General features: G+C 73.0%; 14 protein-coding genes. 6 read left to right on the forward strand and 8 right to left on the reverse strand.

All coding sequences use genetic code 11. The features are described 5' to 3' along the window. The first annotated feature begins 2 nt into the window (after positions 1–2). Genes D9V37_RS12610 through D9V37_RS12620 form a run of 3 tightly spaced genes read left to right on the forward strand, consistent with a single transcriptional unit; the run spans position 3 to position 2,099 of the window. The gene (locus D9V37_RS12610) at positions 3–1,256 is read left to right on the forward strand and encodes a cysteine desulfurase (protein WP_121806471.1); all 1,254 of its coding nucleotides are present in this window, start codon (positions 3–5) and stop codon (positions 1,254–1,256) included. Positions 1,257–1,263: 7 nt separating this feature from the next. After that, positions 1,264–1,743 carry a Fe-S cluster assembly sulfur transfer protein SufU gene (gene sufU, locus D9V37_RS12615; protein WP_121806472.1) on the forward strand — a complete coding sequence of 160 codons (480 nt, stop codon included), beginning with the start codon at positions 1,264–1,266 and terminating at the stop codon, positions 1,741–1,743. Next, the gene (locus D9V37_RS12620; protein WP_121806473.1) at positions 1,740–2,099 is read left to right on the forward strand and encodes a metal-sulfur cluster assembly factor; all 360 of its coding nucleotides are present in this window, start codon (positions 1,740–1,742) and stop codon (positions 2,097–2,099) included. Before sufU ends, D9V37_RS12620 begins: the two co-directional genes overlap by 4 nt. A gap of 157 nt (positions 2,100–2,256) precedes the next feature. On the opposite strand, the gene D9V37_RS12625 is transcribed toward D9V37_RS12620, so the two are convergent. Together D9V37_RS12625 and D9V37_RS12630 are read right to left on the reverse strand one after the other, a co-directional pair. Next, entirely contained in the window at positions 2,257–3,456 is a 1,200-nt protein-coding gene (locus D9V37_RS12625; protein ID WP_198412515.1) for an RNA polymerase sigma factor, read from the reverse strand. Beyond that, on the reverse strand, positions 3,453–3,824 hold the full coding sequence (locus tag D9V37_RS12630) for a YciI family protein (protein ID WP_121806474.1): 372 nt from the start codon (positions 3,822–3,824) through the stop codon (positions 3,453–3,455). The genes D9V37_RS12625 and D9V37_RS12630 overlap by 4 nt, the downstream gene beginning before the upstream one ends. A gap of 108 nt (positions 3,825–3,932) precedes the next feature. Here D9V37_RS12630 and D9V37_RS12635 point away from each other — a divergent pair, with 108 nt between their 5' ends. Further along, on the forward strand, positions 3,933–4,562 hold the full coding sequence (locus D9V37_RS12635) for an acVLRF1 family peptidyl-tRNA hydrolase (protein WP_121806475.1): 630 nt from the start codon (positions 3,933–3,935) through the stop codon (positions 4,560–4,562). A 13-nt stretch (positions 4,563–4,575) separates the two neighbouring features. Beyond that, entirely contained in the window at positions 4,576–5,451 is an 876-nt protein-coding gene (locus D9V37_RS12640; protein ID WP_232524900.1) for a phosphotransferase family protein, read from the forward strand. Positions 5,452–5,485: 34 nt separating this feature from the next. On the opposite strand, the gene D9V37_RS12645 is transcribed toward D9V37_RS12640, so the two are convergent. The 4 genes from D9V37_RS12645 to ypfJ all read right to left on the reverse strand — a co-directional run bounded on the left by D9V37_RS12645 (position 5,486) and on the right by ypfJ (position 8,305). After that, complete coding sequence (locus D9V37_RS12645) at positions 5,486–6,082, reverse strand: energy-coupling factor transporter transmembrane component T (protein ID WP_121806477.1); 597 nt, start codon at positions 6,080–6,082, stop codon at positions 5,486–5,488. Beyond that, entirely contained in the window at positions 6,079–6,753 is a 675-nt protein-coding gene (locus tag D9V37_RS12650) for an energy-coupling factor ABC transporter ATP-binding protein (protein WP_232524884.1), read from the reverse strand. The genes D9V37_RS12645 and D9V37_RS12650 overlap by 4 nt, the downstream gene beginning before the upstream one ends. 77 nt (positions 6,754–6,830) lie before the next feature. Next, entirely contained in the window at positions 6,831–7,433 is a 603-nt protein-coding gene (locus D9V37_RS12655; RefSeq protein ID WP_232524885.1) for a biotin transporter BioY, read from the reverse strand. Continuing rightward, positions 7,385–8,305 (reverse strand): KPN_02809 family neutral zinc metallopeptidase, encoded by a 921-nt coding sequence (gene ypfJ / locus D9V37_RS12660; protein WP_121806479.1) that lies wholly within the window; start codon positions 8,303–8,305, stop codon positions 7,385–7,387. The genes D9V37_RS12655 and ypfJ overlap by 49 nt, the downstream gene beginning before the upstream one ends. A 183-nt stretch (positions 8,306–8,488) precedes the next feature. Between ypfJ and D9V37_RS12665 the strand changes: the two genes are divergently transcribed. Beyond that, positions 8,489–10,087, forward strand: a complete 1,599-nt coding sequence (locus D9V37_RS12665) for an ABC-F family ATP-binding cassette domain-containing protein (protein ID WP_121806480.1) — start codon at positions 8,489–8,491, stop codon at positions 10,085–10,087. Positions 10,088–10,202: 115 nt separating this feature from the next. On the opposite strand, the gene D9V37_RS12670 is transcribed toward D9V37_RS12665, so the two are convergent. Together D9V37_RS12670 and D9V37_RS12675 are read right to left on the reverse strand one after the other, a co-directional pair. Beyond that, the gene (locus D9V37_RS12670; protein WP_121806481.1) at positions 10,203–11,360 is read right to left on the reverse strand and encodes an endonuclease/exonuclease/phosphatase family protein; all 1,158 of its coding nucleotides are present in this window, start codon (positions 11,358–11,360) and stop codon (positions 10,203–10,205) included. 7 nt (positions 11,361–11,367) lie between these two features. Then, a complete protein-coding gene (locus D9V37_RS12675) occupies positions 11,368–12,615 on the reverse strand; it encodes an EAL and HDOD domain-containing protein (RefSeq protein ID WP_121806482.1) in 1,248 nt (415 codons plus the stop codon). Positions 12,616–12,635 lie beyond the last annotated feature (20 nt).

Raw genomic sequence — 12,635 nt, forward strand, 5'->3', positions numbered from 1 at the left:
CCATGGACGGCCTGCTGCCCGACCTCGAGATCGTCCGCAAGGACTTCCCGATCCTCGAGCGCACCGTCGCCGACGGGCGCCCGTTGGTCTACCTCGACTCGGCCAACACCTCGCAGAAGCCGCAGTGCGTGGTCGACGCGATGGTCGACCACCTCGAGCACCACAACGCCAACGTGGCCCGGGCGATGCACACGCTGGGCGCCGAGGCCACCGAGGCTTTCGAGCACTCCCGCGACGTCGTCGCCGGCTTCCTCCACGCGCGCTCGCGAGACGAGGTCGTCTTCACCAAGAACGCCTCCGAGGCGCTCAACCTGGTGGCCAATACGCTGGCCTGGGCCGACGCGCCGCTGGGCGTGGGCGCCGGCGACCGCGTGGTGATCACCGAGATGGAGCACCACTCCAACATCGTGCCGTGGCAGCTGCTGACGCAGCGCAAGGGCGCCGAGCTGCGCTGGTTCGGCCTCACCGACGACGGCCACCTGGACCTCTCGCGCATCGACGAGCTGATCACGCCGAACACCAAGGTCGTCGCGCTCACCTGGGTCTCGAACATGCTGGGCACCGTCAACCCGGTGGCCGAGATCGCACGCCGCGCCCACGAGGTGGGTGCGCTGGTCGTCGTCGACGCCTCGCAGGCCGCGCCACAGCTGCCGATCGACGTGCAGGCGATCGACGCGGACTTCCTGGCCTTCACCGGCCACAAGACCGTCGGCCCGACCGGCATCGGCGTGCTCTGGGGCCGGCTCGAGCTGCTCGAGCAGCTGCCGCCGTTCCTCGGCGGCGGCGAGATGATCGAGACGGTCACGATGGAGACTTCGACCTACGCCCACCCGCCGCACAAGTTCGAGGCCGGCACCCCGCCGATCGTCGAGGCGGTCGGGCTCGGTGCCGCGCTGACCTACCTCTCCGAGATCGGGCTGGACGCCATCCACGCCCACGAGCAGGCGATCACCCGCTACCTGCTCGACGGCCTGGCCGGCGTCGAGGGCGTCACCGTGCTGGGACCGGCGGAGGTCGCCGAGCGCGGGGGAGCGGTGTCCTTCGAGGTGGCCGGGGTGCACCCGCACGACGTCGCGCAGCTGCTCGACAGCCGCGGCGTGGCCGTCCGCGCCGGGCACCACTGCGCCAAGCCGGCCCACCGCCGGTTCGGCGTGCAGAGCTCCACCCGGGCCTCGTCGTACCTCTACACGACGCCGGAGGAAATCGAGGCGTTCATCGAGGCGTTGCAGTACACCAAGAGCTACTTCAAGGTGTGAGGGAACGATGACGCAGCAGGCCGACCTGGATGCGATGTACCAGGAGATCATCCTGGACCACTACAAGAACCCGCAGCACAAGGGACTCCGCGAGCCGTACGAGGCCGAGGTGCACCACGTGAACCCGACCTGCGGCGACGAGGTCACCCTGCGCGTGCACCTCTCGGCCGACGGCACGGTGGTCGAGGACGTCTCCTACGACGCCGAGGGCTGCTCGATCAGCCAGGCCGCGGCCTCGGTGATGACCGAGCTGGTCATCGGCCGGTCGGTCGCCGACGCGCTGAAGCTGCACGAGACGTTCCTGGAGCTGATGCAGGGCAAGGGCACCGTCGAGCCGGACGAGGACGTGCTCGAGGACGGCGTCGCGTTCGCCGGCGTCGCCAAGTTCCCCGCTCGCGTGAAGTGCGCGCTGCTGTCCTGGATGGCCTGGAAGGACGCGACCGCGCGGATCACCTCGCAAGGGGCAACCCCGAAGGAGACCTCATGACCGACACCAGCGACCTGCCCGACGTCGACACCGGCGCCGGCACGACGACCACCACCGTCGCCGACGTCACCGAGGCGATGAAGGACGTCGTCGACCCCGAGCTGGGCATCAACGTCGTCGACCTCGGCCTGGTCTACGACGTCCACCTCGACGACGACACCCGGTGCGTGCTCGACATGACGCTCACCTCGGCCGCCTGCCCGCTCACCGACGTCATCGAGGACCAGACCAACACGGCCCTGGAGGGCCTGGTCAACGACGTGGCCATCAACTGGGTCTGGATGCCCCCGTGGGGCCCGGACAAGATCACCGAGGACGGCCGCGAGCAGCTGCGGGCCCTGGGCTTCAACGTCTGAGCTCGCGAAGCCGCGACGGCGGGTCGAGACCTACGTCGGACCTCGCTGGTTGAGGAGGTTGCGCTAGCAACCGTCTCGACACCCGCGAGGTCGTCGGGTGGTGGGCTTGGTGTCGAGACGGTCGCGGGGCGACCTCCTCCACCGGCGCCGGTGCCGCTCAGCCGGCGGCCTTCGCCCGCCGGTTGAGGTACCGCTGCTCCGGGATGCTCGTGGTCAGTCTGGCCGCCTCCCGGTAGGCGGCCACCGCCTCCTCGCGGCGTCCGGCGCGCTCGAGCAGGTGCGCGCGCACGGCGTGGACGCGGTGCAGCCGTGCCGTACGGCGGTCGGCCAGCAGGGGGTCGACCAGCCTCAGGCCCGCCTGCGGGCCGTCGGCCTCGGCGAGGGCGACCGCGCGGGCCAGGGTCACGGCGGTGCCGGGGGCGACCTGGTCGAGCATCGCGTAGAGGACGACGACCTGGGGCCAGTCGGTGGAGCCGGCGTCGGCGGCCTCGGCGTGCACGGCGGCGATCGCGGCCTCGAGCTGGAAGCGGCCGACGGCACCGCGGGGCAGCGTCCGCTCGATCAGCGCGATGCCCTCAGCGGTCAGGGCGGTATCCCAGCGCGAGCGGTCCTGCTGGGCCAGCGGCACCAGGTCGCCCGCCACGTCGGTCCGGGCGGGCAAGCGCGCCACGAGCAGCAGGATGAGCGCCAGCAGGCCGGCCGTCTCGGGATCGTCGGGCAGCCGTCGGTGCAGGTCGCGGGTCAGCCGGAGCGCCTCGCCGGCGAGGTCGTGCCGCACCAGGTCGGCGCCGCCGCTGCTGGTGTGGCCCTCGGTGAACACCAGGTAGAGCACGTGACGGACGGCCGGCAGGCGCGCCTCGAGCTCGTCCGGTGCGGGTGGCTCGAAGCGGGCCCCGGCCTCGCGCAGCGTCGCCTTCGCCCGGCTGATGCGCTGCGCCATCGTGGGCTCGGGCACCAGGAACGCCGCCGCGACCTGGGCCGTGGTGAGTCCGGCCACCGCCCGCAACGTCAGCGCCACCTGCGAGGCGGGTGTGAGGGCGGGGTGGCAGCACAGCACGAGGAGCTGCAGCTGGTCGTCGGCCGCCGTGGCGCCCGGCTCGGGCTCGGCCTGCACCCGCTCCTCGCGTCGCCGGCGGCTGCCCTCGCTGCGCCGGGCGTCGACCAGGCGTCGCGAGGCCGTGCGCAGCAGCCAGCCGCGCGGCTGCCGGGGCTCGCCGTCGCGCGGCCACTGCACGGCGGCCTGCAGCAGCGCCTCCTGCACCGCGTCCTCGCAGGCGTCGAAGTCCCCGTAGCGGCGCACCAGCGCGCCGAGGACGTGCGGCGCCTCGCGACGCCACACGTCCTCCAGCCGGCTCACTGCATCACGGGTCGCAGCTCGACGGTCTCGCCCGGCCCGCTGAACGAGCGGGCGATCTCCTCGGCCCGCTCGGGCGTCTCGACGTCGATGAGGAAGAACCCGGCCAGGTGCTCCTTGGTCTCCGAGTACGGCCCGTCGGTGGCGATCGGCTCGCCCTCCCACCGCAGCAGCCGCGCGGTCGTCGGATCGCCGAGCGCGTGGCCGCCGATCAGCTCGCCCGCCTCCTGCATCGCGGCCATCTCCTGGTCGAAGGCGGCGCCGCGCTCGTCCTGCTGCTCCTGCGGCAGGGACTGGAAGGCGGGCAGGAAGTCCGAGGTGGGGTGGCCCCAGGGTTCGGGGTTGGAATGGATCATCAGCACGTACTTCACGGTGGTCTCCTCTCGTCGGTGAGTCTGCCCTGCTCGGCTGTTCGCCAATGGCAGCTCACCGGTACGTCGGAGCCGGCCGGCGGTCCTCGACACGCCTACGGTTCTCCCGTGGCGACGCGGTCGGGCGAGGTGCTGGTGTCGGTCGCCCGCGTGCCGCGGTGGCTGGAGAACTTCGCCGGTTCCCACGGCGAGCCGCGGCTGACGACCCACGACGGAGCCCTGCTCGGCGAGGCGCCCGACGGGTCCCGGTTCGAGCTGCGGCTGCCGTTCGGGCGCGGGTACGCAGGTCCGCCCGACGTCGACGGCTTCTTCTCGGGTGTCCTCCCGCCGGACCGGTGGGGGGTGCTGCTGGTCAGGCGCGGCGGCTTCGCGGTGGCGCGGCTGCGGGGGAGCGAAGCGGTGGCCTCCAAGGTCGGTCAGCGGCACGTGCAGGGGCGGACGAAGGCGGGCGGCCAGAGCCAGCAACGCTTCGCGCGGCGTCGCGCGAACCAGGCGCGGCAGGCGTTCGAGGCGGCCGCCGACCACGCGGCGACGGTGCTCGACAACGCCCAGGGCCGGCTGACCTGCCTGGTGACCGGGGGCGACCGCGCCGCCGTCGAGGAGGTGCTCGCCGACCCCCGGCTGGGCGCTCCGGTGGTGGTGCCGCCCTGGCTGGCGGTGCCCGACCCACGCCGGTCGGTGCTCGAAAGCGCCATCCGGGACGCCTGCTCTGTCAGAATTGTCGTCACCAACGCCTGAGGAGGGCCCCTTGGTGACATCGGTGTGGGAGCCGCAGCCCGGCTGGGTGCCGGTGCACTCCGGCCCGGCGGGCTCGGTGTGGGCCGTCGACGACGACGTCGTGGTGAAGCGGCTGAGCGCTCCCGCGCGGGGTGATGCCGCCGCGCTCGCGCGCCCGGACCACCCGGCGTACTGGCGCCGCGAGGCCGATGTCGCGCTTGCCTCCGAGCTGGCGGACTGCGCCGGCCTGCGGCCCCCGCCGACGGTGCGGGTGGAGGAGGACGAGTCCGGGGTGACGCTGTTCAGCCGCCGCGTCGCGACCGAGCCGGCCGCGGGGCCGTTCCTGGCCCGGGCGCTGGGCACCCTCGCCGCCCAGCCGCTGACTGTGCAGCCGTGGTGGGCGCGCGCGGTGCTGGGTACGCGGCTCGAGGCCCGCGACGGCTGGCCGACGTTGGCCCGCACCACGCTGGCCGACGTCTGCGACCGTCTCTGGACGCGTCGCGGCCACCACCTGCGCGCGGTGGCCGACCTGCCGCAGGTGCCCTCCCACGGCGACCCGACCCCCGCCAACCTCCCGGGCAGAGCCGACGGGTCCGTGGTCGCCGTCGACTGGGCCGCCTTCGGCGCCGCTCCGCTGGGCTCCGACGTCGGCTACCTCTCGCTCTCGGTGCGCGAGGACCTCGACGTGCTGCTCGACGCCTACGTGGACGCGGCCGGCTGCGACCCCGACCAGGCCCGTCTCGGCGCCACCGTGATGGCCTGCTACACCGCGCTGACGCGCACCGAGTGGGCGTTGGCCCGGGTCGCGACCGGTCCCGGTGCGTTGGCCGGGAAGTACCGGCACCCCGCCGTCGCGCCGTACATCCGGTCGTTGCAGCGACTGTTCCCGCAGCTGGAGTCGTTGCTGTAATTCCCCGCACCCGCGGTGAATTGCGGGAGGCCGCTCAGTCGTCCACACCCCGCGCCGCCAGCGCCTCGCCGAGCGCGTCGGCGTGACGCATGGACCGCACGACCAGGGGCACGGCGAAGGCGCGGGGGGAGGCCGCCAGGCCGCGGGCGTGCTGGGCCTCGCGGACCTCGGCGGCCAGGTCGAGCACCACCGGCACCGACCGGACGCCGAGGGCCAGCAGCAGGCCGACGCGTTCGGGGTCCACGCCGACGATGCGCAGCGGCCGCAGCACCCGGACCACGACGTCGACCAGTGCGGTCGTGCGGGTCGTGAGGGTGACCAGGGCGGCCAGCAGCACGAGAGCGAGCAGGCCGACGACGGTGACGTAGGCACCGGGCCACGACGCACTCAGGCCGTGCAACACACCGACGACGACCAGCACCGGCAGCACGGGCCGGGCCTGCTGCCAGAGCACCCGCGGCCCGAAGCTCGCGACCGGGTACAGCAGGACCGCCGCCAGGAGCGCGGCCGAGGCGGGCAGCGGGTCGCGCAGCAGCACCAGCCCGACGCCGGCCGCGACCAGGAGCAGCAGCTTCGCCCCGGCGGGGCAGCGGTGCAGCGGCGAGGAGCCCGGTCGGTAGAGGAACCTCATCCCACGAGCGCCTCGTAGTGGGCGAGCGAGTCGGCGGGCGGGCCGTCGTGCACGATCCGGCCGTCGTCGACGACCAGGACGCGGTCGAAGCCGTCGAGCAGGTGGAGCTGGTGGGTCACCATCACCACCTGCTGCGGCAGCTCGGCCACGAGGTGGGCGACGTGGCGGGCGTTGGCGAGGTCGAGCAGGGTGGTCGGCTCGTCCATCACCAGCAGGTCGGGCTCGGTGACCAGCACCGAGGCGAGCGCCAGCAGCTGCTTCTGGCCGCCGGAGAGCAGGTGGGCGGGGTGGTCGCACAGGTCGGCGAGCCCGAACCGCTCCAGCCACTCCCGGCTGCGTCGGTCGGCCTCGGCGCGCGGCAGCCGGCGCAGCCCGAACGCGACGTCCTCGCCGACCGTGGGCATGACGATCTGGGCGTCGGGGTCGGTGAAGACGAATCCCACGCGGCGGCGCACCTGGTGTCCCTCGTGGGCGGTGTCGAGGCCGTCGATGCGCACCCGTCCCGCCGTCGGCAGCACCAGGCCGTTGAGCAGGCGCGCGAGGGTGGACTTCCCCGACCCGTTGCCGCCGACGACGCCGATGCGGTGCTCCTCGAGGCGCAGCGTGAGGTCGCGCAGCACGGCGCGCTCGCCGTAGGCGTGGCTGACGCCGTCGAGCTCGATGAGCGGCACCGGCCGATCATCCCAAAGCCCCGTCGCAATGGTCATCCCGTCCGAGGAGGAACGGTGCGTGCCAATGAGCTGTGGCGCTACCGCACGCGCGAGATCGACGGCTGACGATCGGGCAGCCCGGCGAACACGCCCCGCGCGACGAGCGCGGCGACGACCGCCTTGGCCAGGTCGCCGGGTACGAAGGGCAGGTTGATCACCACGGCGTGGGGGACCGTCACCCCGGCCTGCCAGACCAGACCGGCGATGCCGAAGACGTAGAGCACGACGATGCCGCCGATCACGTGGGCGACCACACCCCACGAGAGCCGGTAGGGACGAGGGCCCCGCTCGGTCAGCCAGCCGATGACGTAGGCCGCCACCGGCCACCCGACCAGGTAGCCGACGGTCGGCCCCGCGAAGACCGCCAGACCCCCGTGGCCGCCGGCCAGCAGGGGTAGCCCGAGGGCGACCAGCGCCAAGAAGAGCAGCAGGCTGGCGGCGCCGAGCCGCCGGCCCAGCACCGCGCCGCAGATCATCGGACCCATCGACTGCAACGTGATCGGCACCGCCGACCCGACCGAGATGGCGGGGAACAGGCCCAGCGCCGCGACCAGGGCGGCGAAGACCGCGACCAGCGCCAGGTCGCGCGCGCTCAGCCGGCGGCCGGGTAGTGCTGGTTGCTCGCGTCGAAGAAGTTGCACGCGTCGATGGTGCCGTACTGCAGTCCGACCTTGAAGGCGGCCACCCGCTGGGCGGACGAGCCGTGCGTCCACTGCTCCTCGTCGACCTGGCCGGAGGTGCGCTTCTCGATGGCGTCGTCGCCGACGACCTTGGCCGCGGCGATGCCCTCGTCGATGTCGGCGTCGGTGAGGTCGCTGATGAGGACGTTGCCGTCGGCGTCCTGGGTGGTGGTGGCGTTCTTGGTCCACACGCCGGCGAGGCAGTCGGCCATGGTCTCCAGCTTCACCGAGTCGCTGTTGGGGCCGCGCTGGGTGCGTACCTTGCCCATCAGGCCGAGCTGGTTCTGGATGTGGTGGCCGTACTCGTGCGCCACGACGTAGGCCTCGGTGAACGCGGTGTCCTTGCCGCCGAGCTGCGTGAAGAGGGTGTCGAAGAAGCTGAGGTCGAGGTAGACGGTCTGGTCGGTGGGGCAGTAGAACGGCCCCGCGTCGGAGGTCGCGCTGCCGCAGCCGGTGCTGACGCTGCCGCTGAACGGCCTGGTCACGATCTGCGTGTACTGCTTGCCGGTCTCCTTCGGCAGCTCGGTGGCCCAGAACGCCTGCACCGAGTCGGTGATCGCCACCAGCCGGCACAGCCGGTCGCCCGCCGATGACCCGTTGGCCTGCTCCCCGCTGGTGCAGGTGCTGGCGTCGCCGGGGGAGCCGCCGCTGCTGCTGGGGCCGCTCTGGCCGCCGAGCACGCTCGGCCCGAAGAACACCACGAGCAGGATCATCACGACGATGCCGCCGATGCCGCCGCCCAGCGGGAGCCCGATCCCGCCGCCGCCCCCGCCACCACCACCCGCGCTGCTGACCTGGGAGGAGTCGAGGCGGGCGCGGGGATTGAATCGCACGTCCGTAGACTAGATCCCGTGAACCGGGACCTGGGCTGCTGCGCGCCGCACGAGGCGCACGCCCGCTGCGCCGTCGTCGCCCGATAGCCGCTCCGCCATGTCCTCGCCCCTCTGCCCGGCCGTCGCACGCCCGCAGGCGCCCGCGTCGCGTCCACGACCCGGCCCGCGTGCCCTGGTGACCCGGTGATCACCGCCCAGCAGGTCGAGGTTCGCGCGGGTGCCCGGCTGCTCATGGAGGACGTCAGCTTCCGGGTCGGGCCGGGCGACCGGGTCGGTCTGGTCGGGCGCAACGGCGCCGGCAAGACCACGCTGACCAAGATCCTGGCCGGTGAGGGCCTGCCCGCGTCGGGTGCGGTGAGCTCGACCGGCTCGGTGGGCTACCTGCCGCAGGACCCGCGCATCGGCGACCCCGAGGTGCTCGCCCGCGACCGGATCCTCGGCGCCCGCGGTCTCGACGCCGTCGTGGCCAGGCTGCGCGACGCCGAGGCGAAGATGGGCAGTGACGACCCCGCCGTCGCCGACGAGGCCATGCGGCGGTGGACGAACGCCGACGCCGAGCTGCACGCCAACGGCGGGTACGCCGCGGAGTCCGAGGCCGCCCGGATTGCGGCGTCGCTCGGCATCGAGGAGCGGCTGCTGCACCAGCCGCTGCGGACGCTCTCGGGCGGCCAGCGGCGCCGCGTCGAGCTGGCCCGGATCCTGTTCTCCGACGCCGAGGTGCTGCTGCTCGACGAGCCCACCAACCACCTCGACGCCGACTCCGTGGTGTGGCTGCGCGAGTTCCTCAAGACCTTCTCCGGTGGCCTGGTGGTGATCAGCCACGACGTCGGGCTGCTGGAGGTGGTGGTCAACAAGGTGCTCCACCTCGACGCCAACCGGGGCGTCGTCGACGTCTACAACATGGGCTGGAAGCGCTACCTCGACCAGCGCGAGACCGACGAGAAGCGCCGCCGCCGCGAGCGCGCCAACACCGAGAAGTCGGCCCAGGTGCTGCTCGACCAGGCCAACCGGATGCGGGCCAAGGCCACCAAGGCCAAGGCCGCGCAGTCGATGCTCAAGCGCGCGGAGAAGATGCTCGGCGGACTGGAGGAGGAGCGCCAGGCCGACCGGGTCGCCAAGATCGCCTTCCCGGCGCCGGCCCCGTGCGGCAAGACGCCGCTGACCGCCTCGGAGCTGTCGAAGTCCTACGGCTCGCTGGAGGTCTTCACCGACGTCGACCTGGCCGTCGACAAGGGCAGCCGCGTGGTCATCCTCGGCCTCAACGGTGCCGGCAAGACCACCCTGCTGCGGATCCTGGCGGGCGTCGCCGCCGCCGACACCGGCGCCGTCAACCCCGGCCACGGTCTCAAGATCGGCTACTACGCCCAGGAGCACGAGACGCTGGACGTGGCCCGGTCGGTGCTGGAGAACATGCACTCCTCCGCCCCGCAGCTCACCGACACCGAGGCGCGCTCGGTGCTCGGGTCGTTCCTGTTCACCGGCGACGACGTCCACAAGCCGGCCGGCGTGCTCTCCGGCGGGGAGAAGACCCGGCTGGCGCTGGCCATCCTGGTCGTCTCCTCGGCCAACGTGCTGCTGCTGGACGAGCCCACCAACAACCTCGACCCGGCCTCTCGTGAGGAGGTGCTGGCCGCGATCCGCAGCTACGCCGGCGCCATCGTCCTGGTCACCCACGACGAGGGCGCGGTGCACGCCCTCGAGCCCGACCGGGTGCTGATCCTGCCCGACGGCGTCGAGGACCTGTGGAACCCCGACTACGCCGACCTGGTGTCGCTGGCGTAGCGCCGAGGGACGGGGGTTTCGAGACGGTTGCTGCGCAACCTCCTCAACCACCGTCTCCGAGGCGCTGGGGGTCGCTGGTTGAGGAGGTCGCCCGCGACCGTCTCGAAACCTGCGCCTACCCCGTGACCGTGACCTGGCTGACCACGATCGGGTGGTCGGAGGCTGCGCGGTCGTCCGTGCCGCGGTCGCGCAGGTAGCCGGAGAAGGTGACGTCCGGGGTGCCCATGATCCAGTCGATCCACGGGCTCTTGGCGGTGCGGCAGCCGCTGGAGTAGACGCTGCCGTCGGCGGAGTGCATGCCGGTGCCCTGGCTCATGGCGCAGAAGTAGGTGGCCCGGTCGTTCATGTCGCCGGCGACGATCACGGGCGTGCCGGTCTGGTGCAGCGCGTTGTTGTCGGCGACCTGCCGGCTGACGGCCGTGGCGCGGAACTTCGCGGCGTTGCCGTGCACGTCTGCGGGGTTGTGGTAGCTGGTGACCCAGAACGAGGCGCCGGTCTGCTTGTCGCGCAGCAGCACCCTGGGCATGTTGCGGGTGGCGCCGTGGAAGTACGGGTAGGGGCGGGTCTGGCCCTGGACGAAGCTGAACCGGGCGGTGTTCCACACCACGGAGTTCTCAGCGTCCAGCGACCGGCCCGCGGTGGGGTAGCGGGCGTACGTGCTGCCGGCGAGGCTGTCGAACAGCTTGCGCTGCGGGGTCTCGAACTCCTGCAGCGAGGCGACGCCGACGTTGTAGCGCTTGAGCAGCCCCACGGCCAGGGCCATCCGGTGCGCGACCTTGCCGCGGTGGATGGCGCCCTGCACGTTGAACGTGGCGAAGGTGAACGACGAGGAGGCCGACGAGGTCGCCGCGGTGGTGGGGGTCGCGGTGGCAGTGGCCGAGGGGGTGGCGGTCGCCGTCGGGGTGGCCGAGGTGCTCGGGCTCGTCGGCACGGTGAGCTGGCGAGCGGCCGGGACGCCGGCGGGGGCGTCGGTGGGCCCGCCCCCGGGCCCACCGGGGGAGGTGCCGGACGGGGTGCCGGGTCCGGCGGTCGGGCCGGTGCTGGGGTCCCCGGTCGGGGTCACCGTCACGATCGGGGTGTCGTTGCCGACGCCGGAGAGCGAGGAGGCCGCCGTCGGGGTGGCCGAGGCGGCGACCGAGGCGCTGGCGTCGACCGGGCCGACGTCGGGGGAGGTGGCCACGAAGGTGCCGCCGATGCCGACGGTGGTGCAGGCCGCGGCCGCGATGATGAGCTTGGTGGACAGCGCGAAGCCGCCCGTCGCGTGAGGAGCCAAGAGCGGGTCAGTTCACTTTCTCGGGGAGGAGCGAGTCGAGGTCGGAGGCCCAGGCGAACGCCTCGGCGGCCACCGTGTGCAGCTGCGAGAGGTCACCGCCGGAGCCGACGGCGCCGTCGCCGGAGCCCGCGACGTCGCCCTGGTAGGCGATCACCTCGCTCACCAGCTCGCCCAGCGGACCCTCGCCGCGCACGGCGGCCATGAGGGCGGGGTCGACCTCCAGCACGTCCTCGATCTCCGACATGGGGCGGCCCAGCAGCAGGTCGAGCCCGGACAGCATGCCCACCACGTAGGCCCGGGGACCGTCGGTCACGCCGCGTTGCTGGGCTAGCAGCTCGCACATCTTGGCGCGGCTGAGCACGGTGACCAGGGAGGGCCGGGAGATCGAGGAGCGGTCGGTGAGCAGCAGCAGACTGATCCACTGGCGGATGCGGGTGCTGCCCACCAGCACCAGCGCCTCGCGGATGGTGCGCACGGTGCGGCGTACGCCGTGGTCGGCGCCCGCGGCGGCCAGGTGCAGCAGCTGCACCATCAGGCCGGGCTCGGAGGCCACCAGCCGCTCGAGCTCGACGACCTCGAGGTCCTCGGCGAGCACCATCGCGGCCAGCCGCAGCCGGGTGGTGGCGGTGGGGGCGAGGGTGCGCCCCTCGATCAGCCGCGGCCGCTCGATGGCGTAGCCCTGGAACAGCGAGAACCCCTGGGCGCAGGCCCACGCCACGTCGTCGTCGGTCTCGACCTTCTCCGCCAGCAGCTGCACGCCGTAGGGCCGGCACCGGGCGGCCAGCTCCGCCGCGGCCTCACGGTCGGTGTTGAGCAGGTCGATCTTGACGATGTCGACCAGCGGAAGCAGCCGCTCGATCCCCTCGCGCCAGACCATGTCGTCCAGCGCGAGCACGAAGCCGTCCGAGATCAGCCGGCGGCAACCCTCGACGACCTCGTCGTCGATCTCGACGCTCTCCAGCACCTCGATGACGGTGGTGGCCGGGGGGAGCGAGACGGGGGTGTCGCCGACGAGCACGCCGCGGTCGGCGTTGCAGAACAGGAGCCGGCCGTTGGCCAGCCGGTCCAGGCCCAGCGAGAGCGCGCCGACCATCACCGTGGCCGTCATCTGGTCGCCGGTCAGCGGGCCCACCGGCACCCCGGCCACGGGCACGAGGGCTGCGGCGGGCTGACGGAAGAGCAGCTCGTAGCCCAGGGTCGCACCGTCACGGTCGACGATGGCCTGACGGCCCACGACCACGCTGCTGTGCGGCATCTGGCTACCCGTCGCTCGAA

This window comes from Nocardioides mangrovicus (assembly GCF_003674065.1).
GTDB lineage: Bacteria > Actinomycetota > Actinomycetes > Propionibacteriales > Nocardioidaceae > Marmoricola > Marmoricola mangrovicus.

Bases quoted from the DNA above. Each gene is read 5' to 3' on its own strand.
- sufU (WP_121806472.1), top strand. From the start codon at position 1,264: ATGACGCAGCAGGCCGACCTGGATGCGATGTACCAGGAGATCATCCTG.
- D9V37_RS12610 (WP_121806471.1), top strand. From the start codon at position 3: ATGGACGGCCTGCTGCCCGACCTCGAGATCGTCCGCAAGGACTTCCCG.
- D9V37_RS12675 (WP_121806482.1), bottom strand. From the start codon at position 12,615: ATGCCGCACAGCAGCGTGGTCGTGGGCCGTCAGGCCATCGTCGACCGT.
- D9V37_RS12620 (WP_121806473.1), top strand. From the start codon at position 1,740: ATGACCGACACCAGCGACCTGCCCGACGTCGACACCGGCGCCGGCACG.
- D9V37_RS12645 (WP_121806477.1), bottom strand. From the start codon at position 6,082: ATGAGGTTCCTCTACCGACCGGGCTCCTCGCCGCTGCACCGCTGCCCC.